This is a genomic window from Vreelandella lutescens, assembly GCF_014640815.1.
GTDB classification, from domain to species: Bacteria; Pseudomonadota; Gammaproteobacteria; order Pseudomonadales; family Halomonadaceae; genus Vreelandella; species Vreelandella lutescens.
In genome coordinates this window covers 82,326-102,897 of record NZ_BMHM01000006.1, presented here as the reverse complement: position 1 = coordinate 102,897, position 20,572 = coordinate 82,326, and the positions used below count along the sequence as shown (strand labels likewise).

The window sequence follows — 20,572 nt, the reverse complement described above, 5'->3', positions numbered from 1 at the left end:
CGTTAGTTGCCCTCCACGTTGGCAGTATCCGCTTCTAGCACCTCTTTGACTTCGTCAACTTCAGGGGCCTCATCTTCTAACAACCAAGCATCTGTCATTGCGCGGGCCAAATGGGCCGCGTGAGTACTCCCCCCTCCGGCATTTTCCACAATCACAGAGACCGCAATTTGCGGATCTTCAATGGGAGCAAACGCCATAAAGAGCGCGTGGTCACGTAGCCGCTCTTCTAGCTCATCAGCGTTATAGCGCTGATCTTGGCCCAGCGAAAACACCTGTGCCGTGCCCGATTTACCGCCCATCCGGTACTCAAGTCCTACGCCGGTGCGACGAGCCGTGCCCTCGCTCCCGTTGAGAACCTTTTCCATACCGCTGTAGACACGATTCCACCAATTATCGTTGGCGAGCTGAATATCAGGCAGCGTATCGGGCAAGTCTTCGGGCACGGGGTCTTCGCCAATACGCAGCGCAAGGCGCGGTTTTACCCAGTGACCGCGGTTCGCCAGAGCAGCCGTGGCGCTGGCCAACTGCAAAGGCGTGACCTGCCAGTAGCCTTGACCAATGCCCACTGAGAGCGTTTCACCTGGGTACCACGGCTGGTTGAAGCGGGCACGCTTCCAGTCCCGAGAAGGCATGAGACCGGTACTTTCACCCTGCACATCGTGAGCTACCCGCTGGCCAAAGCCAAAGTTGGTCATCTGCTCATGGAGCTTATCGATTCCTAAGTCATGGGCTAACGAGTAGTAATACGTGTTGTTAGAGACGGCTATGGAGCGCTCCATATCGACACGACCATGCCCCCAACGTAGCCAGTTTCGGTAGCGCCGGGAGTCATTAGGCAACTGATAGAAACCGGGGTCACTGATCGTGCTGTCGGGGGTGATCACACCCTCGACTAAGCCGGCCAACGCGAGAAATGGCTTGATGGTAGAACCCGGTGGATAGTGACCGCGAATAGCACGGTTAAACAACGGCAGATCGATGTCCTCCTGCAACGCTCGGTAAGAGGCCACATCGATACCGGTCACAAACTGATTACTGTCAAAGCCAGGCGTTGACACCATCGCTAAAATTTCGCCGGTATCTGGCACGATGGCAACAATAGAGCCGCGCCGGCCATCGAGCAGCTCATAGGCCAGCATTTGCAGGGAGCGATCAAGCGTTAACGTTAAGTTAGCGCCCGGCACCGGATCGGTTCGGCCAAGCTCACGCAGCACGCGACCACGGGCGTTGGTTTCCACTTTGCGTAGGCCTGCTTCGCCGTGCAGCTCGGTTTCGTAGAAACGCTCAACCCCGGTCTTACCAATAAAATGCGTACCCGCGTAGCGTCCGGTATCTAGGGTTTCGAGCTCTTCGGCGTTAATGCGCCCCACGTAGCCTAACGCATGGGCCATCACTTCAGCATCCGGGTAATAGCGCAGCAGTTGGGCTTCTACTTCAACCCCCGGTAACTGGTGGCGATTCACCGCTAGCCGCGCGATCTGCTCTTCACTGAGATCACTCATCAGCAGCGCTGGTTGGAAGGGGCGCTGGCGCTGACGAGAGCGTATTTGGAACGCCTCAATCTCTTCTTCGGGTAGTTCTAATAAATCTACCAGCAGGGCCAGCGTGTCATCTAAATCATCAACACGCTCGCGTACGAGGGTAAGGTTGTAGGTAGGACGATTTTCTGCCAACAGCGCACCGTTGCGGTCGTAGATGAGCCCGCGGTTAGGCGGAAGCGGCTCAACACGAACCCGATTCTTTTCAGAGCGTGTGCTGTATAAGTCGTGCTGTACGATTTGCAAGTAGCCAAGACGGCTGACTAGCAAACTCGTCAGCACCACCACCACCAAGACGGCAAGCAGCGCCCTGACACGGAAAATACGTAGCTCTTGCTCAGGATTTTTTAGCGTGTCACGGCGCTGGGGCATGGCAACAGACGACTCTCAAGGCAAACAATAAAGGCGGCAGCCCGGTGGGAGTAACACGTAATATACCGGGAGATAATCAGCCGGGTGACAATTCACTAGCGGTGATAAGGGTGACCCACTAACAATGTCCAAGCGCGATATAACTGCTCTGCCAACATAATTCGTACAAGCGGGTGCGGTAGTGTAAGCGGCGAGAGTGACCAAGCTTTATCCGCCATGGCAGACAGCGCCGGCTCTAAGCCATCCGGGCCACCCACCAACAGCACTACGTCACGCCCTTCCGTCCGCCAAGCATTCGCTTCTTGGGCTAGCTGTTCCGTGGTCCAGGGCTTGCCCTTGACTTCCAGTGCCACCACAATTTCATCACCACGCAGCTTTTCACGAATGCGCTGCGCTTCCTGCGCGCGAGCTTTCGCGATGTCAGCATTTTTGCCGCGCTGACCTAGCGCAATTTCTTCGATTTCCAGCGTGAAGTCCCGAGGGAGCCGCTTGCGGTAGGTTTCAACACCTTGTTCCACCCATGCTGGCATTTTCGTGCCTACCGCTAACAGCCGAATCCTCATGACATCGTGGCTCGCTCTTCAAACTTTTTCAGCGACTCACTGATGGCACCCGCATCGTTTGGCAGATCCGCCCACAGGCGTTCCAGGTCATACAATGCACGGGCTTCAGGAAGCATGATGTGAACCACTACATCGCCTAGGTCAACCAGGACCCAATCGGCGTTGTCACCGCCTTCAACACCGCGGAGGTGTAGGCCGGAGGCCTTGGCTTTTTCGACAACATTTTGAGCAAGTGCGGCCACATGACGGGTAGAAGTACCGCTCGCTATCAGCATGAGGTCGGTCACTTCGGTTAATTTGGCAACGTCGAGTTGGGTAATATCGCGTGCTTTGAGCTCTTCTAGCGCGTCAATCGCTAGGTTTTTCAGTGTATCGATGTGCATAACTCCTGAAGACAACCCCTTGTGGTGGTATCGAGTGTCGTTTCTAACGTCGGTATTTCGAGTGGCGTCAGCCTGTAAGCGGGCCATTGTAACGGCTTCTTTCACGACTGCCAGCGCTATTCGCTGGATTGATAAAGCCCTTGATGAAAAATAGCTTGCTCAACAGCCTCCGGGACCAGATAACGCACGCTTTTACCGTCACTTAGACGCTGGCGAATATACGTAGCTGAGATCGTCATTAATGATGGCAACTCCAACATGAGTAGGCTTCCCCGCGCATGCTGCATCATGGTAGCCACACTATCGACTGCACGATCGCCCACCAGTTCCTTTAATGAGCACGGCCAAGGAGATTGATAACCTGGGCGAGCAATGACTACCAAGTGCGCCAACTCAAACAGCTGCTCGGCTCGATCCCACTGCGCCAAACGCAAAAAAGCATCAAAGCCAATCACCATCACTAACGGCACTTTCTCGCCATACTGCTGGCGGAGCTCCGCCAGCGTATCCACGCTATATGAAGGACCTTTGCGATGCAGCTCACGATCATCTGCCAACAATCCTGGCGTATCGCCAATCCCTGCGGTTAATAGCGCCAAGCGCTGGGCAGCCGATACCTGCGGCATGTCTCGTAAGGGCGGCTGCGGTGCGGGCACCATATGCAGCGTATCGAGCCCCAACACTTCGCGCACTTCCATGGCGCTGCGCAGATGGCCGTTATGTACGGGATCAAACGTCCCGCCTAGCATGCCTATTCGCAGGGGCTTAGCAGGGCTTGGCGTATCACTCATTGTCTAACCTGACCATCACCAAATACGATGTATTTTTGCGTCGTCAAACCCTCTAGCCCGACCGGGCCACGGGCGTGGAGCTTATCGGTGGAAATCCCAATTTCAGCGCCTAACCCATACTCAAACCCATCTGCAAAGCGGGTCGAGGCATTCACAATCACCGAGCTTGAATCCACCTCCGCCATAAAGCGCCGCGCTAGCGAGTAGTCTTGGGTCACAATGGCATCGGTATGGTGAGAGCCAAAGCGTTCGATGTGCTCAATGGCCTCTTCCATCCCATCGACAATTTTAATCGCCAGAATGGGCGCCAAGTACTCCGCGTGCCAATCATCCTCTGTAGCCGGAACCGCCTGAAGAAGCAGCGCTAGCGTTCGCTCACAACCACGCAGCTCAACTTCATGCTCGGCATAGGCGCGGGCAAGCTCTGGCAGCAAAATATCGGCAATCGGGGCATCAACCAGCAGCGTTTCCATGGTGTTGCAGGTGCCATAGCGGTGCGTTTTGGCATTAACGGCAATCGCTAACGCTTTGGCAGGGTCCGCGGTGGTATCGATGTAGACGTGACATACGCCGTCCAAATGCTTGATAACCGGCACTTTTGCCTCGCGAGAAATTCGCTCAATCAACGACTTACCGCCACGTGGAATAATCACGTCAATATAAGCAGGCATACTGATCATTTCACCCACGGCGGCGCGATCAGTCGTGGCTACCACCTGCACACTGCCCGCGGGCAGGCCAGCATCGGCAAGCCCTGCCTGAAGGCAGCGGCTAAGTGCTGCGTTTGAGGCGCTGGCTTCAGAACCTCCCCGCAAGACACACGCATTACCTGACTTTAGACACAAGCTAGCCGCCTCAATGGTCACATTGGGGCGCGACTCGTAAATAATGCCAATCACCCCCAGCGGCACACGCATTTTACCCACTTGGATACCGCTAGGGCGGTAGCTCATGCCATCAATTTCACCCACCGGGTCAGGCAGCGCCGCCACTTGGCGCAGCCCTTCAATCATTGCATCGATGCGCTGGTCATTGAGCGCTAGGCGGTCGAGCAGCGCGCTATCTAGCCCATTTTCTCTTCCGCGCTGCATGTCTTCAGCATTGGCTTGTAAGATATCGCGGCGAGCGGCGTCTAACTGTTGCGCCATGGCCGCCAGCGCTTGATTTTTCACCTGTGTATCGGCGCGACGCAGCGCACTGGCAGCAGCACGGGCACTCTGCCCGAGCGTTTGCATATACGCGGGTACATCCCCTGCAGCCAGATGGTGTTGGGCGTCTTGTTGGAATGCATCAGAACCGCGCATACGATCTCCCTATGTCTTGAGCGTTGCCAAGTAAGTAGGCGTGTAATACACCAAATGAACATTATACTGAGTGAATAAAAGGATGAGGCCAAGCAATGCGTTATGCTACTGCTCACGAGGCCATTCGCCATCAGGTAGATAGTAAGCCACCATGCAAAGTAAATACAAAATCAGCCTGCTAAGAGCCAACCTGCTCGCCGCTGCCGTGGCTTTATGCTTCTGGACGCCCACCGCCGCTCCTGGCGCCGCGCTACTGCTATGGCTTTCCATTGGATGGCTCTTAATTACTGCGCTGGCATTAGACTTCAGCCACCGACGCTCACGGGGCTTACCCTGGCAAATGCTAGCGGGTACGCTACTGCTTGGCCTCATTGCTGTTGAACCTGAACGACACGCGCTGCTGATTTGGGCTTGGGGCGCGGTATTTATGCTACCCCAACACCGCTGGGCCGCTGTTTTCAACGGCTGCGCCGCGTTTGCCAGCTGTTTAATCATTGCGCCGCTCATGTCGCTCCCCGAATGGTTGATGCTGACATTGGCGCTGGCAACGCTGAGCTTGTTGGCGATGGCACGCACCCATCAGCTACTCAATATGAACGGCACCATTCGCCAACGGCTGCGTTTAATCCCCGGCTTAAACCTTTGGGCTGGAGAGCAATTGCTGCGTGATTTGACCCGCGAACAAACGCGCTCTGAGCGGGAGGCGATTTATGCTGAGGTGCTGGTCATTCAGGTCAGACGGCATCAGCTGTGGCCGGTAGCGCAGAAGCTGTGCGAGATCACCTACGATTTTGAAAACGTCTATCGTCTCAACAGCACTACGCTGGCAACTCTCATGCTATCGCGCACCCCAGGCGACGCAGCGAAACGGCGCTCTTTGCTGCTGGCTGCATTACCAGATAATGCGCAGACGGAACATAAACCGCTAATGGATATCGAGCTTGAATTGCTAACACTGGAAGCACTGAGCCGTTATCCCACCTCCCCACTACGTGAGGCTTCATGAACGCGCGCTCCTCACCTAAGCAGTTAATGACGCTGGCTTATAGCGCCAGCATCGGGATGATCGCCGCTTACACCCTCTGGCTATATGCCCTGGGGAGCTATCGAGAACTGTTAGTTCCGCTGTTTGTCACCCTGATACTGCTAGTGTGTTTGCTCATGCATCTGGGCCCAGGCGTTCAGCCTGCCCTACCTCGCGTCCTTCTTTTAGCGAGCACCTATGTTGTGGTGTTATCCGCTGTTTATGTAGCACCAGAGGCCTCCTCTCTTTGGCTGGGCCTGCCTATCGCTGCCACTTTTTTGCTACTACCGCTGTGGGTGGCATTGGCGGTCAATGGCGCTTGTCTGTTAGCGTGGTGGTGGATCGCGCCTTTTGCCGCAAGCGCCCCGCTATCGATTGGCTACACCGCACTGGCATTACTGCTCGCACTACCCCCATGGGAGCATGCTCGGCGTCGTGCGCTACTTCGCGCGACCGACCCTAACGACAGTGACTGCAATGCTTATCATATCGATACGCTCAAAGAGCGGCTGAATAACGAGTTCCAGCGCGCCGCCATGCTGAACAAACGCCTAGCCGTACTCGTGCTGCATTTACCGCAGCTAGACATGGCGGAAGAGCAGTTTGGGCATCGTGCACAAACAGCGCTATTAGGGGCCCTGTGCAGCGAGGTAAATAGTCGCTGCCGAGATCACGACATCTTGGGGCGCGCAGGCAACGCAACCTTCTGGCTAGTATTACCAGATACCAGCGAAAGCGGTGCCTTATTGGTACGAGAACGGTTACAGCGAGCCCTATCACGCTGCGTGCTGGTGGAAACCGGCCAGTTGGAAGCGCGTATCACCACCTGTCTTCCGCAGCGTAAAGAGAGTTTTGGGCGTTATATGCAGCGCTTGGAGGCGCGCGCCGACGCTATTGCACACGTTTAACTTCACTGCGGATGGAATCGCCCTTGGCCATTGCCGACAGCCTGTTATCTCTTTCACTCTCCCCTGCACTGCTGCTCTTACTGATTCTGGGCATTGCGCTGGTGGAGTCGCTCGCCCTAGTGGGTCTGCTTGTACCGGGAGTTGTACTCATCACTGCCGCGGCCTCTATGGCAGGGCATCAAATGATCGCGCTGCCGTGGCTGATAGGGGCCGCGTTTATTGGGGCAGTATTAGGCGACAGCCTTAGCTATTATTTAGGCTATCGTCACCGCGACACTGTGGTGAACCGCTGGCCACTCTCGATGCATCCTGAATGGCTGGGTCGGGGGGCGCGCTTTTTCGAGCGTTACGGCATTTATTCGGTGTTTTTTGGCCGTTTTGTGGGTCCGGTACGCCCGATCATTCCGCTAATAGCCGGCATGATGCAGATGCCCTCACGCACCTTCCTACTGGCGAATGTCATATCGGCCGCGCTCTGGGCACCGGCTTACGTACTGCCAGGCTACTTGCTAGGTCATACTTGGCAACAGCGCCTCGACCTGCCTGCCAACGTCGAAATGGCCGTGCTAATGCTGGCTGCCAGCATCGTAGTGCTGGCAATCATATTTTCTTGGGGGCGTGCGCAGGTAGGCCGACACGGACGGATATATTTTGCGATTGCTCGCGTAGCCAGGCGCATTCCTGCCATGCGCCGCCCTTGGCTGGCTATGAGCAGAAGCGGCGAAGTACCCATCGCCTCCCTGTTTTTATGCATCATCGCGCTCACCGCGGCATCAGCATGGACACTGATCGTAATGCAGCACTCAAGCCCGCTGCTGATGGATCTTCAGGCACAAAGACTCTTCTCTTGGCTGGCAACTCCCTGGCTCATCGACGCCAGCCTGTTACTTGCCAAAGTGGGTGATAAGGCGGGCGTCATGACACTGGTGATGCCTTGGGTGGTGTGGCTACTGTGGATTAAACGCACGGATCTACTTGCCCACGGCGCGCTGGCACTGGGGGGCATTGGCGCTCTCAATACGCTGGGCAAAGCTGTATTTGCGAGAGCCAGGCCAGAAACGCCGGATTATCTGTTGGGGTCTTTTTCTTACCCAAGTGCACATACATCGACATGGGTCGTAGTGATCGGGATTGCCGCAGCGTTTATCGCGTCACGACTGCCCCGGCAGCGGCGGATGTGGGTCTATTGGTCAGCCATCCTCGTCACCATACCGATGGCACTGTCGCGCTTAGCACTCGGCGTTCATTGGCTAAGCGACCTGATTGGCGGAGCGCTGTTGGGCCTAGTGGTGTGTGCACTGATTCAAATCAACTGGCAACGGCGCTACCGAACGCCGCTGCCGACTATCCCTTGGGTTCGCCTTCTACTGGGGTCACTGCTACTCATCAGCTTGCGGGTGGGGCTGTTCCCGCCCGTTTAACAGCGCAACACCGCTAACCCAGTGCCAGCCACGCACCCACGCCTATCATCAGCGTCCCTGCAATGCGGTTCAGCAGCCTGACATTACCACTTTTACCCAACAGCTTACGCAGCGTTTTTCCGCCGGTGGCATACACCAACATACTGGCAAATTCGATGGTAAGAATGATGGCGATCAGCATACTGAGCTGCGGTGCAAGCGGCCTGCTGCTGTCTAAAAATGGCGGTAGCAACACCATAAAAAATGCCCAGCCTTTTGGGTTTGCCACGGCAGTGACTAGCCCTTGGATGGCCAGTTGTAACCGCCCGGCAGCGGGCCCGGTATCCAATTCGCTAGGAATCGCCATACGCCCCCGTGAGCGCCACATCATGATGCCCAGATAAGCCAAGTAAGCGCCGCCTATCCACTTAAACGCGATAAACAGCTCTGGCTGACGAAGCATCAAGGCGGCCACCCCCGCACCGGCGGCGGCCGCTACAAAGCCAACGCCAATCAGCTCGCCTACCATCATCCACAGCGTGCGCTTCACCCCTTGGGTCATGCCTAACACCATGGCAAGCGTCATACACATGCCGGGAGTTAATGAAACAAACAGAAACGTGGGTACAAACACCGAGAGCGTTGCCCATGACATCATGTCTAACTTTCCTTGTTCTCCGCATCGTTGGATGCATGTGTTGAGTTCTGTTCTTCGCCCCAACGGGGCATTAGGCGATGGGCAATACCCAACTGATTGAGAATTCTCGCCACAATAAAGTCGATCAGGTCATCCATGCTTTGTGGGCGATGGTAGAACCCGGGGGCCGCAGGCAAAATGACCACCCCCAGGCGGCTAAGCGCCAGCATGTGTTCCAAGTGAATAGGAGAAAACGGGCTTTCTCTGGGCACCATCACCAGCGTGCGGCGCTCTTTTATAGCTACGTCTGCCGCACGTTCAATCAGATTATTGCTGGCACCGGTCGCGACGGCAGAGAGCGTGCCCGTTGAGCAAGGGCAGATCACCATGGCCGACGGCGCGCCGGAACCAGACGCCACGGGAGCCATCCAATCTTCTCGACCAAAACAGCGAATCTGCCCCGGCTGGGCACCGCTTTTTTCGGTCAGCGCATCGACTAAGCGCTGAGGCTGAGCAGGCAGCGACACGTCAGTTTCCGTAGCAATGACCATATGAGCCGCTTTGGAAATCATTACCCACACTTCGTGCCCGGCTTCTACCAGTACATCGATGAGTCGTAGGCCATACTGCGCGCCGGAAGCCCCGGTTAAGGCAACGGTTACAGGTGGTTTAAACATCGTCACTTCGTCTGCTCCCGCTTAGTTAATGCCTCGAGCAATCGCTCGTGCACTGCTTCAAAACCACCGTTAGACATCACCACAATACGATCCAGCGGTGACGCTTGCATGACCACCGCATCCACCAGTGCATCAATGTCGCTAAATAGCGCTGCTCGCTCACCCTGCTCCTTGACCAGCGACTCCATCGACCAAGCTACCCCCTCTGGCTGGAACCAGAACACCGCGTCCGCTTCGGCCACGCTGTCATTTAAGCGCTCGCGGAGTGCACCTAAACGCATGGTGTTAGAGCGAGGCTCAATCACTGCCAGCAAACGACCTTTCGTGGTGGCTGCGCGCAGACCTTGCAGCGTGGCGGCAATGGCGGTCGGGTGGTGGGCAAAATCATCAATCACCTGAATGCCATTGACCTCTCCCCTTATTTCTTGGCGGCGGCGTGGCGTTTTAAAACGCGCCAACGCGGCACATGCCCGCGCCAAATTCACTCCACATAGCCGCGCGGCGGCTAGCGCAGCTAACGCGTTGCGAGCGTTATGCTCGCCCGTTAGCGACCACTCCACCACGCCATCCTCTTCGCCCTGATCACCTATGAACAAGACTTGGAAACGGCTGGCATCTGCCCTCTCCAAGCGCAGCTGCCACTGACTGCCTTCATCGGTACCAAAGTAAGCAACCGGTGACCATGCGCCCATGCTCAGCACACGCTCAAGCGCGGGCTGCTGATCGGCGACCAGCAAATGCCCTTGACTAGGCACAATACGCACCAAGTGATGGAACTGACGTTCAATCGCGGCGAGATCTGGAAAAATATCAGCATGATCAAACTCAAGGTTGTTCATCACTGCGATATTCGGGCGGTAGTGAACAAATTTGGAGCGCTTATCGAAAAAGGCCGTGTCGTACTCATCGGCCTCCACGACAAAGGGCGCATCAGCGCCGCCCAAACGTGCGGAAATACCAAAATTACGCGGCACACCACCAATCAGAAAACCAGGGGCCAGCCCTGCACTCTCCAGCAGCCACGCCAGTAAACTAGCGGTGGTGGTTTTGCCATGGGTGCCCGCCACCGCAATCACCTTGCGACCCGGCAGCACATAGTCGGCGAGCCACTGAGCCCCAGAGGTGTAGCGCATACCACTGTTGAGCAACGCCTCAACCTCAGGATTCCCCCGTGAGAGCGCATTGCCTACCACCACTAAATCAATGTTAGCTGCGAGGTTGGCTTCCCGATAGCCCTCCATCAACGTAATACCCGCTTCCGCTAGTTGCGTGCTCATCGGTGGATACACATTGGCATCGGAGCCGCTTACCTCATGCCCCAACTCCCGTGCGAGCAGCGCAAGACTCCCCATAAAAGTGCCACAGATGCCAATAATATGCAGACGCATGGGCTAAGCGCTCCTCCCCTAATGATTTCAATAAGCTGAATAGATCACATCAACCAATAAATGACCGTTGAGATTAGCACGCTGAGCAGTGTGGCTCATCTGGTTCACTGCGTAACAAAGCATCACTGGGTCAGAAAGTGACAATTCTGCCGATTTATTGCAGGATGCGCGCACCTTTTCTTAATCACTACCCTGACCACCCCGTCACTACACTCGCCACAACACATCGCCGCAACGTAGTGTCGTGAAAGGAGCTAACCATGCGCATCTTAATTCGTTACTTTTTTCGGGGCGTTCGCCTTCTGCTAGCCCCCGTTATGCTGATTTCCGAGAAGCTATCCACGCCTAAAGCCGTTGAACGCACTCCTGAAGAACAGGCGCAGGTTGATGCCGCATGCCAACAGCTTGCGCTTTACCAGTTCCGAACCTGCCCTTTTTGTATCAAAGTGCGCAAAGAAATTGCGCGCCTGGGGCTTAATATCGAGCTTCGCGATGCCCAGTTGGATCCGGCCCACAAACAGGCACTGCTGGAAGGGGGCGGAAAAGTGAAAGTGCCCTGCTTAAAAATCACCGATGACGCCGGGCAGGTGAGCTGGCTATATGAATCAGATGAGATCAATCGCTGGCTTCACCAACGTTTTGGAGCCTAATCAAAGCAACATATGCTGCCTAAAATTCGACCTTTTGCGCGGTAATATCGAAGTGAACGCTAAGCGGCACGCCTTCCAAAGCGCTGGGGGATGACTCCAGCGTGTGCTGAAGCGCCAGCTGCCCCTCAATCTGGCCTACCACATGGAGGTCACGTCCGGCTTGCTTCACATGACTCAAGGTGACCAACACATTGCCGCCCTCAGACGTATAAAGAGGCGGCATCGTCGTTTCGCCCATTAACTGCACCACCTTAGCGTCAACAAGCACCCCTTGTTCCAGAGTTAAGCTCATCGCTAACGCCTCTTGGGCACTCCACTCAACAGGGTCAATAAAGCCCGTGACCTCGACGTGCAGCTGGTCGCCTACCTCCATAAACGATGCGTTTGAATCGTCACCTTGGCGTAATACGAACCAGGCATACTCATCCTCACCCAAGGTACCCACCATATCCGCCGCTTCATCAGCGCTTACCAGCAATGAACACCCTGCGATGAGACTGACAGCCAGCCAGCTAACACATTGTTTCAACATAGTCTGTTATGCCTTGTCTATTTAGTTAGGTGTTAATCGTATTCGCACACCGCTTAACTATCGACTTTTGTCTAATACTCTATTCTGCAACGTCCGCCGTTAGCCCCATCATTCAGCAGATGAATGATGCCAGTCATTATTTCGATTGTATGACGCTGCCACCTCTCTCTATGTTGTCAGCATAGCTTACGAGCTGACCGTGTCTGTTTTACTGATCAGCGCAGCGTGGGAAATCGCTTTAAAAAGTGCTGCGACGACACCTCCTCAGTAAAATTGAACAATAAACAACATGCATGGGAACAACTATGACGCTCAAGAAGACGCTACTGGCCTCTGTGATTGGTGCTGCTGTGGCAGCCACTGCAATGCTGCCGATGACCGCAAGCGCTGAAACGCTTCGTATCGGTTACTCCGCTGACCCTGAAACTCTTGACCTCCATGAGCAGCTCTCTGGCGGCGTACTGCGCTTTTCGCACCTCGCCTTTGACCCGCTGGTTCGCTGGACAAAAGACTTTCAGTTCGAGCCGCGCCTAGCCACCGAGTGGGAGCAGGTCGACGAAACCACCATGCGCATGACGCTGCGTGAAGGCGTTACCTTCCACTCAGGCAACCCCTTTACCGCCAAAGACGTCGTATGGACCATTGAGCGTCTGAAAGAGAGCCCCGACTATCGCGCTATTTTTGAGCCGGTAGCCAGTGTCGAAGCGGTTGACGACTTCACCGTTGAAATCACCACCACTGAGCCCTATCCGCTGCTGCTTAACCTGGCTACCTATATCTTCCCGATGGATAGCGAGTTTTACACCGGCGAAACAGAAGACGGCAACGACAAAGCAGAAATCGTCAAAGCCGGTAACTCCTTCGCTTCACGCAACGTATCAGGCACCGGTCCGTTTATCGTCACCGACCGCCGCCAGGGTGTGCGCGTAGACTTCCAACGTTTTGAAGATTACTGGGACACTGAAAGCGAAGGCAACGTGTCTGAAATCGTCCTGACGCCGATTGCAGAAAACGCTTCTCGTGTCGCGGCTCTGCTATCTGGCGGCGTCGACTTCATTGATGCCGTTCCCCCCAACGATTTGGACCGGGTGCGTGACGCTCAGGGTGCCAATCTGATTGAGATCCCCGGCACTCGCATCATCGGCTTCCAGCTGAACGAAGAGCGTGTAGAAGCCTTCCAAGATGTACGCGTGCGTCAAGCAGTCGATCTGGCCATTAACCAGGAAGGTATCGCTGACCGCTTAATGCGCGGCTTTGCAACGCCTGCTGGCCAGTTCTCTCCTGAGGGCTACTCTGGCCACAACCCGGACCTCGTCCCCCGCTATGACCTTGAGCGTGCCCAAGCGTTGATGGCAGAAGCTGGCTACGAAGAAGGCTTCAGCGTGGATATGATCGCGCCGAACAACCGCTACGTGAACGATGCGCAAATCGCTCAAGCGGTGGCCAACATGCTGGCGCGTATCAATATCAACGTGAATCTGCGCACCATGCCGCTGGCCCAGTACTGGCCCGAGTACGATACGCGTCAGTCAGACATCGCAATGATCGGTTGGCACGCTGATACTGAAGATACCGCTAACTTCTTCCAGTACCTCTCGTTCTGTATCGACACCGAAACCGGTGCGGGTCAGTACAACTACGGCAGCTACTGCAACGAAGAGATCGATGCGCTGGTGACGGCAGCCGACGGCGAAACAGATCTCGAAAAACGCAATGAAATGCTGCGTGAAGCAGAAGCCATGCTGTACGAAGATGTAGGCTACATCATGCTGCATTGGCAAAACCTTGCCTATGGTGCTGCTGAGGGCATCGACATTGAGCCCGTGGTCAATGCCACCGACTTCCCATACCTCGGCGACCTAGTGATCTCTCGCTAAGCGCTAACAATCGACAGGCACACGTTGCAAGGATGCTTCGCTCACCAGGCCACTGGTGGGCGAAGCGTTTTATGGGCACCACCCCTGCAGCGCCCCTGCCACGACCCTACTATTAAACCTATGACATAGGTGGCGTACGCCATGATTGCTTTTTTAATCAAGCGGCTGATGCACGCAATATTGGTGATGTTTGTCATCAGTGTACTGGCCTTCGCCATTCAGGATAACCTGGGTGACCCTGTACAACAGATGGTCGGACAGTCGGTCCCCGAAAGCGAGCGTGAAGCGATTCGTGAGCGCTTAGGCTTAAACGACCCCTTTCTGGTGCAGTATGCCCGCTTTGCCAAGAATGCCGTGCAAGGTGATTTTGGCTACTCCTACTTCTATCGTGAACCCGCGCTCGAGGTAATCGCGCGTCATTTACCCGCCACGCTAGAGCTGGTATTTGCGGCAACGCTCATCATTGTGCTCTTTTCAGTGCCCATAGGTGTGTACAGTGCGATTAAACCGCGCTCTCCTGTGTCGCGCTTTTTCATGGGCGCTTCGATTATTGGTATCTCTATTCCCGTCTTTTTAACGGCCATTCTGCTTATCCAGGTGTTTTCGATTGGGGTCACCGTCTCCCTATTTCCCGAAAGCACAGGCTGGGGCGCATGGCTCAATGGCGTTCTCTCAACTGAAGGCAACATGCCGTCATTTGGGCGCGGCTATGATCTGGTGCATGTCATGGGCCACTGGGACACTAACCTCATCACCTGGGATGGCTTAAAACATCTCGTGCTGCCAGCCGTCTCGCTTGCCTCCATCATGCTGCCGCTATTTATTCGTTTGATCCGTGCGGAAATGATGGAAGTCTTGCAGTCCGAGTACGTGAAGTACGCCCGCGCCAAAGGGATTTCCATGCGTCGGGTCTATTTTGTTCACGCGCTGAAAAACACCATGCTGCCGGTGATTACCGTGGGCGGTGTTCAAATTGGCACTATGGTGGCCTACACCATCCTGACAGAAACCGTTTTCCAATGGCCGGGCATGGGGCTGATGTTCCTAGATGCCATCAACCGTGCCGATATCCCGCTGATTGTTACTTATTTGATGATTGTCGGCGTCATTTTCGTGGTCACGAATACCATCGTGGATTTGATCTACGGCTTTGTGAACCCCACTGTAAAACTGACTGGTAAGCCCGCATGACAACGTCCACACCTGCTAAAGCACCCAGCCGCTGGGAGCGCCTGCGCGACTCCTTTTTGTGGTACAGCTTCAAACGTGACCGCACCGCTCAGCTGTGCCTTGCGGTCTTTATTTGTTTGGTTATCGCTGCCTTCTCAGCGCCCTTATTAGCGCCTACCGACCCTTACGATCTCCGCCAAATCGACATTCTAGCCTCGGAACTACCGCCGTTCTGGATTGCGGGTGCCGATGAGATGTACACCCTCGGCACCGATGCTCAAGGGCGCGACTTGCTGTCGATTATTCTCTACGGCACGCGGGTATCGCTGCTGATTGGCTTTGGCGCCGTCGCGCTGCAAGCGTTACTCGGCGTTACCTTCGGCCTGATGGCAGGCTACCTGGGCGGCCGCGTTGACGCCTTTCTCATGCGCTTAGCGGATATCCAGCTGTCGTTTTCCACCTTGATGGTGGCGATTGTGGTCGGCGCGGTAGTAAAAGCCACCATGGGCAGCGCGTTTTACAGCCAGTACGCGGTGCTGATGCTGATTTTAATTATCGGCCTCGCCGAGTGGCCCCAGTATGCCCGCACAGTGCGTGCGTCTGTTCTGGCCGAGAAAAACAAAGAGTACGTGGATGCCGCCCGCGTTATGGGGCTGCGCAGCCGGCGCATTATGTTCCGCCACGTGCTGCCGAACACGCTTTCGCCAATCTTTGTTATCTCCACGGTGCAGATTGCCAACGCCATCATTTCTGAAGCGGCGCTGTCATTTCTGGGCTTGGGCATGCCAGAAACGCATCCCTCGTTGGGCTCGCTGATTAAAGCAGGCTTTGACTATATTCAGTCAGGCTCTTGGTGGATCACGCTGATCCCTGGTGCGGTGCTGATAGTGCTGGTGCTGTCAATCAATCTTCTGGGCGACTGGCTGCGCGATGTCATGAACCCACGACTCTATAAAGGCTGAGGACACCATGGCACTTCTTGAAGTCTCTCAACTCGATGTCCGCTTTGCTTTACGTCAAGGCGAAGTGCGCGCCCTGCGCGATGTTAACTTCACCCTGGAACGCGGGGAGCGTTTGGGCATTGTGGGCGAGTCTGGCGCGGGTAAATCTGTCGCCGCCTTCTCGCTTTTGAACTTAATCGCCAAGCCCGGCTTTATTGCTGGGGGCAGCATTAAATTTGAAGGTAAAACACTCAACACCATGTCAGAGCGGGGCCTGCGCAAAGTGCGTGGCAACCGCATATCGATGATCTTTCAAGATCCGATGATGACCCTGAACCCAGTGCTCTCCATCGGAGAACAGATGGTGGAGTGCTTAAAGGCACACCGTCGTATCTCTACCAAAGAAGCGCGCGGCATCGCTTTGGATAAGCTGCGCCAGGTGCAGATCCCATCGCCCGAAAAGCGCTTGGATCAGTACCCCCACGAGCTATCTGGCGGTATGCGCCAGCGTATTATCATCGCCATTGCCCTACTGCTCGACCCGGACATTATTATCGCCGACGAGCCCACCACGGCACTGGACGTGACGATTCAGGCTGAAATCATGGCGCTGTTGTTGGAGCTGTGTGAGCAGCACAACGTAGGCTTGATTCTGATCACCCATGACCTGGGTGTGGTCAGCCAAGTGACGCAGCGCATGCTGGTCATGTACGCCGGACGCGTCATTGAGCAAGGCCCTACGCGGGAAATCATCAATGACCCCCAGCACCCCTACACCCAGGGCTTAATTAACGCGCTGCCGCAAATGGCAACGCCGGGCGAAAAGCTCAACCAGATCCGGGGCAGCATGCCGTCGCTCTCTAACCTGCCCAGCGGCTGCGCGTTTCATCCACGCTGCGACTTTATCAACCGTGCCGACGGCCAGCCCCGCCCTGCGTGTACCCAACAAGTACCCGACTTTGTTGACTCCGGTAACTGCCGCGTTGCCTGCCATATGGTGGCGGAAATGCTTGAGGACCGCCGCTTGAAGGAGGAGAGCCTATGAACGCTCAGGCTGAAACCATCGCCGTTACCCCGACGCAAAATGAGGAGAGCAACGAATCGCTGTTACAGATTCGTGGCCTGAAAAAACGCTTCTCGCTGTCCGGTGATTTTTTAGAACAGCTGCGCTTCAAAGGCGGCAAGCTGGTTCGCCATCAAGAGTATGTGCACGCGATTAATGGCGTGAACCTGGATATCAAACGCGGCGAAGCACTCTGCGTAGTGGGTGAGTCTGGCTGCGGCAAGTCCACCGTCGCACGCACGGTCATGGGTCTGATCTCCCCCTCTGAAGGTGAGATTCGTTACGACGGCCAGCGTATCGATAACCTCAGCTCGAAGCAGCTGCTGCCCTACCGCAAGCGCATGCAGATGATTTTTCAGAACCCCTATGCGTCGCTTAACCCGCGCATGACGATTCAGCAAACCCTGGAAGAGCCGCTGCGCTTGCACCACCCGGACTGGAGCCGCCAGCAGATCCTCGACAAAGTAGAGGAAGTGATGCGCTCGGTGGGCATCGACCCAGACTGGGGCAAACGCTTTGGTCACGAGTTCTCTGGCGGCCAGCGCCAGCGGATTGCGATTGCACGCGCGCTCGCAGTAGACCCTGAATTTATCGTGGCAGATGAGCCCATCTCAGCACTGGACGTATCGATTCAGGCCCAGGTGCTCAACCTGCTGATGGACGCTCAGCGGGATCGTAACCTCACCTACTTGTTTATCACCCACGATTTAGCGGTGGTAGAGCACTTTGGTACCCGCGTGGCGGTCATGTATCTGGGCACGGTATGTGAGGTCGCCACGACGGCAACGCTGTTTGCCAAACCCCGCCACCCCTATACCCAGGCGCTGCTGTCGGCCATTCCTCGCTTGGAAGATGACCGTCCTCAGCATATTCGCCTGACAGGTGAGGTGCCAACACCCGTGAACCTGCCCAGCGGCTGCGTATTTCATGGCCGTTGCCCCTATGCGAATGCCCGTTGTAAACAGGAGATCCCGGCGCTTAAAACCCAGGATGACGGTACCCGCGTTGCGTGTCACGCTGTTGAGGAAGGTCGCCTATGAGCGCGGCCCACTCAACCGCCACACGTGTGAGCGCTTTGCGAGGTAAGGCATGGAAATTCGCTGGCTAGAAGACTTTATTGCCCTGGCCAGAACGCGACACTTCTCCCGTGCTGCTGATGAACAGCATGTGACTCAGCCTACTTTTTCCCGGCGCATTAAGTTGTTAGAGGAAGAGATGGGGGTTACGTTGATTAATCGGCAAACGCTACCGCTGTCGTTAACGCCTGCGGGGGAGGAGTTTTTAACGCTTTGCGAACAAGTCACCGACCGGGTTCGCTTAACGCGTGATCGCGTTCGTGAAATCAGCGCCGGGCAGCAGCGCCGCATTATGGTGGCAGCTCCACAGAGTTTGCTGGCGCACTTTTTGCCTGAATGGCTTGCCAGCACTGGCTGGCAAGCACGCGTACAGCCCTACCTGCGCGCTACAGGCTGGGTGGCCAACGACTATTTTCAGGCACTGGCCCGGGCAGAGTGCGATTTAGCCATTTGCTACTGGCCGATTGGTCGCTGTGATCTGGATATTGATACCAGCGCCTGCACGTACCGAGTGATTGGCCATGAGCGATTAATTCCCGTTACGGGGCTAACAGCGGATGGTAGCCCCTGCGCATTGTTGCCAGGGGCACGCCAGCAGCCAACGCCGTGGCTGGCCTACCCCAAGCGAGGGCTTTTAGGCTCAGCCGTGAAAGCGCACCTAGCACGTTTACCGCAAAGCACGTACCTCACAGCCCAAAGTGAGAACCTCTACGCGGCGGGCATTAAAGAGCTGGTAATGCTGGGCTACGGCATGAGCTGGCTGCCCGAACGCAATGTGGCCGCTGAATTAACCAACGGCACGCTGGTGAGGGCTGGCGACAGCCGCTGGGATGTGCCGATGGAACTGCGGCTCTATCGCCACCAAAGCCAGCACCATGCCGAGTTAGACAGCCTGTGGAGCGAGCTTACACCGCCCCGACTTTGAAAGGACCCTTACATGTCAGCAACGCTTTACCAACAGCAGCGCGAGCATATCGCGGCGCTGAACCTTGCTTACCAAGAGTGCCTGGCTGCCCACCAGTTGGACAGCCTGGCCATTTACAGCGGTCATGCACGCAACCATTTCGCGGATGACCACGCCACGAGCTTTCAGTCTTATGGTCACTTTATCCACTGGGTGGGGATGGCAGACGTTCAACATAGCTGGCTGGTGATTCAACCCAATCAACGCCCTCAGCTTTACCTGTATGCCCCCGCAGACTTTTGGCACCTGCCCACTCAGCTACCGGAAGAGCCCTGGGTAGCTGAGTTTGATGTCCACCTGTGCAGCGACAAGATCACCCCGCCCCTGTCGGGTCGGGCCGCCATTATTGGCGATGTAATAGGGCTGGAGAGCGCTGAGCAACTGGCGAAAGCCGCCACATTGCATCCTGACGCGCTAGTGCGCGAGCTAGACGAACTGCGGATGGTAAAATCCGCTTATGAAATCACCTGCCTACGGGAAGCCAATCGCTTGGCCGTAGCAGGGCACCAAGCGGCCAATGCAGCTTTTATCGGCGCGGCTGCCGAACTGGATATTCAGTTAGCCTATTTAGGAGCCAGCCGTCAGCGTGAGTCGGAAGTGCCCTATCAAAATATCATCGGGCTCAACCAGCACGCAGGCGTTTTACACTACCAGCGTTATGATCTGTCAGCCCCCAAGCAGCGTTACAGCCTACTGGTAGATGCGGGCAGACGCTTTCGCGGCTACTGTGCCGATATCACCCGCACCTATGCAGGCCCAGATGCCCCTGGCGAATTTGGCGACTTAATTACCGCCATGCACGGCCTAAAAGATGCGCTCATCGCGCATATAGGCCCTGGCGTCGAGTTCCTCTCACTGCATGAACAGATGCACCGCAGCTTAGCCGATATTCTAGTGGCTCATGGAATTTATGAAGGCAGCGCTGAAAGCGCTGTTGAAGAGGGAATCACGCGGGCTTTCTGCCCACATGGGCTGGGGCACTCTCTAGGCATTCAAGTGCACGACGTGGCGGGCTTAATGCACCCAGACGGCACGCCCTCTCCAGCGCCTAAGACTCACCCTGCCCTGCGGCTCACCCGCACGCTGCGCCCCGGCATGGTCGTTACTATTGAACCAGGGCTCTACTTTATTCCCATGTTGCTAGCACCGCTTCGCAACAAAGCGCTGCCGATTAATTGGGGGTTGGTCGATACACTAGCCGTGTGCGGCGGCATTCGCATTGAAGACAATATTTTGGTCACCGAAAACGGTGCGGATAACCTGACGCAGTAGGGTATTGCATATAAAAACGCCCGGCTACGCGTTCGTAGCCGG

General features: G+C 55.8%; 20 protein-coding genes. 11 read left to right on the top strand and 9 right to left on the bottom strand.

Going from position 1 to position 20,572, the window contains the following annotated elements:
- Positions 1-2 precede the first annotated feature (2 nt).
- The 5 genes from mrdA to IEW65_RS15020 form a co-directional block, all read right to left on the bottom strand.
- A complete protein-coding gene (gene mrdA, locus IEW65_RS15040; RefSeq protein ID WP_188640267.1) occupies positions 3-1,910 on the bottom strand; it encodes a penicillin-binding protein 2 in 1,908 nt (635 codons plus the stop codon).
- A gap of 95 nt (positions 1,911-2,005) precedes the next feature.
- A complete protein-coding gene (rlmH, locus tag IEW65_RS15035; RefSeq protein WP_188640266.1) occupies positions 2,006-2,473 on the bottom strand; it encodes a 23S rRNA (pseudouridine(1915)-N(3))-methyltransferase RlmH in 468 nt (155 codons plus the stop codon).
- Positions 2,470-2,856 carry a ribosome silencing factor gene (gene rsfS / locus IEW65_RS15030; RefSeq protein ID WP_188640265.1) on the bottom strand — a complete coding sequence of 129 codons (387 nt, stop codon included), beginning with the start codon at positions 2,854-2,856 and terminating at the stop codon, positions 2,470-2,472. Before rsfS ends, rlmH begins: the two co-directional genes overlap by 4 nt.
- A 116-nt stretch (positions 2,857-2,972) precedes the next feature.
- Positions 2,973-3,647, bottom strand: a complete 675-nt coding sequence (gene nadD, locus IEW65_RS15025) for a nicotinate-nucleotide adenylyltransferase (RefSeq protein ID WP_188640264.1) — start codon at positions 3,645-3,647, stop codon at positions 2,973-2,975.
- Positions 3,644-4,951: a glutamate-5-semialdehyde dehydrogenase gene (locus tag IEW65_RS15020; protein ID WP_188640263.1), complete on the bottom strand. Its 1,308-nt coding sequence runs from the start codon at positions 4,949-4,951 to the stop codon at positions 3,644-3,646. Before IEW65_RS15020 ends, nadD begins: the two co-directional genes overlap by 4 nt.
- Before the next feature lie 151 nt (positions 4,952-5,102).
- On the opposite strand from IEW65_RS15020, the gene IEW65_RS15015 reads away from it, so the two are divergent.
- The 3 genes from IEW65_RS15015 to IEW65_RS15005 are packed head-to-tail and all read left to right on the top strand — an operon-like array spanning position 5,103 to position 8,304.
- Positions 5,103-5,957 (top strand): hypothetical protein, encoded by an 855-nt coding sequence (locus IEW65_RS15015; RefSeq protein WP_188640262.1) that lies wholly within the window; start codon positions 5,103-5,105, stop codon positions 5,955-5,957.
- A complete protein-coding gene (locus IEW65_RS15010; protein ID WP_188640261.1) occupies positions 5,954-6,883 on the top strand; it encodes a diguanylate cyclase domain-containing protein in 930 nt (309 codons plus the stop codon). The genes IEW65_RS15015 and IEW65_RS15010 overlap by 4 nt, the downstream gene beginning before the upstream one ends.
- 23 nt (positions 6,884-6,906) lie before the next feature.
- On the top strand, positions 6,907-8,304 hold the full coding sequence (locus IEW65_RS15005; protein ID WP_188640260.1) for a bifunctional DedA family/phosphatase PAP2 family protein: 1,398 nt from the start codon (positions 6,907-6,909) through the stop codon (positions 8,302-8,304).
- A 13-nt stretch (positions 8,305-8,317) separates the two neighbouring features.
- On the opposite strand, the gene IEW65_RS15000 is transcribed toward IEW65_RS15005, so the two are convergent.
- Genes IEW65_RS15000 through mpl form a run of 3 tightly spaced genes read right to left on the bottom strand, consistent with a single transcriptional unit; the run spans position 8,318 to position 10,985 of the window.
- On the bottom strand, positions 8,318-8,941 hold the full coding sequence (locus IEW65_RS15000) for a LysE family translocator (RefSeq protein WP_188640259.1): 624 nt from the start codon (positions 8,939-8,941) through the stop codon (positions 8,318-8,320).
- Between the two features lie 2 nt (positions 8,942-8,943).
- Positions 8,944-9,597, bottom strand: coding sequence for a flavin prenyltransferase UbiX (locus IEW65_RS14995; protein WP_188640258.1), 654 nt, complete (start codon positions 9,595-9,597; stop codon positions 8,944-8,946).
- A 2-nt stretch (positions 9,598-9,599) separates the two neighbouring features.
- Entirely contained in the window at positions 9,600-10,985 is a 1,386-nt protein-coding gene (gene mpl, locus IEW65_RS14990; RefSeq protein WP_188640257.1) for a UDP-N-acetylmuramate:L-alanyl-gamma-D-glutamyl-meso-diaminopimelate ligase, read from the bottom strand.
- Between the two features lie 260 nt (positions 10,986-11,245).
- Between mpl and IEW65_RS14985 the strand changes: the two genes are divergently transcribed.
- Positions 11,246-11,635: a glutaredoxin family protein gene (locus IEW65_RS14985; RefSeq protein WP_188640256.1), complete on the top strand. Its 390-nt coding sequence runs from the start codon at positions 11,246-11,248 to the stop codon at positions 11,633-11,635.
- A 19-nt stretch (positions 11,636-11,654) separates the two neighbouring features.
- On the opposite strand, the gene IEW65_RS14980 is transcribed toward IEW65_RS14985, so the two are convergent.
- Positions 11,655-12,167, bottom strand: coding sequence for a hypothetical protein (locus IEW65_RS14980; protein WP_229755584.1), 513 nt, complete (start codon positions 12,165-12,167; stop codon positions 11,655-11,657).
- A gap of 305 nt (positions 12,168-12,472) precedes the next feature.
- Between IEW65_RS14980 and IEW65_RS14975 the strand changes: the two genes are divergently transcribed.
- The 7 genes from IEW65_RS14975 (at position 12,473) to pepQ (ending at position 20,530) form a co-directional block, all read left to right on the top strand.
- Complete coding sequence (locus tag IEW65_RS14975) at positions 12,473-14,044, top strand: ABC transporter substrate-binding protein (protein WP_188640255.1); 1,572 nt, start codon at positions 12,473-12,475, stop codon at positions 14,042-14,044.
- 141 nt (positions 14,045-14,185) lie between these two features.
- Entirely contained in the window at positions 14,186-15,235 is a 1,050-nt protein-coding gene (locus IEW65_RS14970) for an ABC transporter permease (protein ID WP_188640254.1), read from the top strand.
- Positions 15,232-16,176 carry an ABC transporter permease gene (locus IEW65_RS14965; RefSeq protein WP_188640253.1) on the top strand — a complete coding sequence of 315 codons (945 nt, stop codon included), beginning with the start codon at positions 15,232-15,234 and terminating at the stop codon, positions 16,174-16,176. The genes IEW65_RS14970 and IEW65_RS14965 overlap by 4 nt, the downstream gene beginning before the upstream one ends.
- 7 nt (positions 16,177-16,183) lie before the next feature.
- Entirely contained in the window at positions 16,184-17,200 is a 1,017-nt protein-coding gene (locus IEW65_RS14960; RefSeq protein ID WP_188640252.1) for an ABC transporter ATP-binding protein, read from the top strand.
- Positions 17,197-18,258 carry an ABC transporter ATP-binding protein gene (locus IEW65_RS14955; protein ID WP_188640251.1) on the top strand — a complete coding sequence of 354 codons (1,062 nt, stop codon included), beginning with the start codon at positions 17,197-17,199 and terminating at the stop codon, positions 18,256-18,258. The genes IEW65_RS14960 and IEW65_RS14955 overlap by 4 nt, the downstream gene beginning before the upstream one ends.
- A 49-nt stretch (positions 18,259-18,307) precedes the next feature.
- The gene (locus IEW65_RS14950; RefSeq protein WP_188640250.1) at positions 18,308-19,219 is read left to right on the top strand and encodes a LysR family transcriptional regulator; all 912 of its coding nucleotides are present in this window, start codon (positions 18,308-18,310) and stop codon (positions 19,217-19,219) included.
- Positions 19,220-19,231: 12 nt separating this feature from the next.
- Positions 19,232-20,530, top strand: a complete 1,299-nt coding sequence (pepQ, locus tag IEW65_RS14945) for a Xaa-Pro dipeptidase (protein WP_188640249.1) — start codon at positions 19,232-19,234, stop codon at positions 20,528-20,530.
- The last annotated feature ends 42 nt before the right edge of the window (positions 20,531-20,572 follow it).

Bases quoted from the DNA above. Each gene is read 5' to 3' on its own strand.
- mrdA (WP_188640267.1), bottom strand. From the start codon at position 1,910: ATGCCCCAGCGCCGTGACACGCTAAAAAATCCTGAGCAAGAGCTACGT.
- rlmH (WP_188640266.1), bottom strand. From the start codon at position 2,473: ATGAGGATTCGGCTGTTAGCGGTAGGCACGAAAATGCCAGCATGGGTG.
- rsfS (WP_188640265.1), bottom strand. From the start codon at position 2,856: ATGCACATCGATACACTGAAAAACCTAGCGATTGACGCGCTAGAAGAG.
- nadD (WP_188640264.1), bottom strand. From the start codon at position 3,647: ATGAGTGATACGCCAAGCCCTGCTAAGCCCCTGCGAATAGGCATGCTA.
- IEW65_RS15020 (WP_188640263.1), bottom strand. From the start codon at position 4,951: ATGCGCGGTTCTGATGCATTCCAACAAGACGCCCAACACCATCTGGCT.
- IEW65_RS15015 (WP_188640262.1), top strand. From the start codon at position 5,103: ATGCAAAGTAAATACAAAATCAGCCTGCTAAGAGCCAACCTGCTCGCC.
- IEW65_RS15010 (WP_188640261.1), top strand. From the start codon at position 5,954: ATGAACGCGCGCTCCTCACCTAAGCAGTTAATGACGCTGGCTTATAGC.
- IEW65_RS15000 (WP_188640259.1), bottom strand. From the start codon at position 8,941: ATGATGTCATGGGCAACGCTCTCGGTGTTTGTACCCACGTTTCTGTTT.
- IEW65_RS14995 (WP_188640258.1), bottom strand. From the start codon at position 9,597: ATGTTTAAACCACCTGTAACCGTTGCCTTAACCGGGGCTTCCGGCGCG.
- mpl (WP_188640257.1), bottom strand. From the start codon at position 10,985: ATGCGTCTGCATATTATTGGCATCTGTGGCACTTTTATGGGGAGTCTT.
- IEW65_RS14985 (WP_188640256.1), top strand. From the start codon at position 11,246: ATGCGCATCTTAATTCGTTACTTTTTTCGGGGCGTTCGCCTTCTGCTA.
- IEW65_RS14980 (WP_229755584.1), bottom strand. From the start codon at position 12,167: ATGTTGAAACAATGTGTTAGCTGGCTGGCTGTCAGTCTCATCGCAGGG.
- IEW65_RS14975 (WP_188640255.1), top strand. From the start codon at position 12,473: ATGACGCTCAAGAAGACGCTACTGGCCTCTGTGATTGGTGCTGCTGTG.
- IEW65_RS14970 (WP_188640254.1), top strand. From the start codon at position 14,186: ATGATTGCTTTTTTAATCAAGCGGCTGATGCACGCAATATTGGTGATG.
- IEW65_RS14965 (WP_188640253.1), top strand. From the start codon at position 15,232: ATGACAACGTCCACACCTGCTAAAGCACCCAGCCGCTGGGAGCGCCTG.
- IEW65_RS14960 (WP_188640252.1), top strand. From the start codon at position 16,184: ATGGCACTTCTTGAAGTCTCTCAACTCGATGTCCGCTTTGCTTTACGT.
- IEW65_RS14955 (WP_188640251.1), top strand. From the start codon at position 17,197: ATGAACGCTCAGGCTGAAACCATCGCCGTTACCCCGACGCAAAATGAG.
- IEW65_RS14950 (WP_188640250.1), top strand. From the start codon at position 18,308: ATGGAAATTCGCTGGCTAGAAGACTTTATTGCCCTGGCCAGAACGCGA.
- pepQ (WP_188640249.1), top strand. From the start codon at position 19,232: ATGTCAGCAACGCTTTACCAACAGCAGCGCGAGCATATCGCGGCGCTG.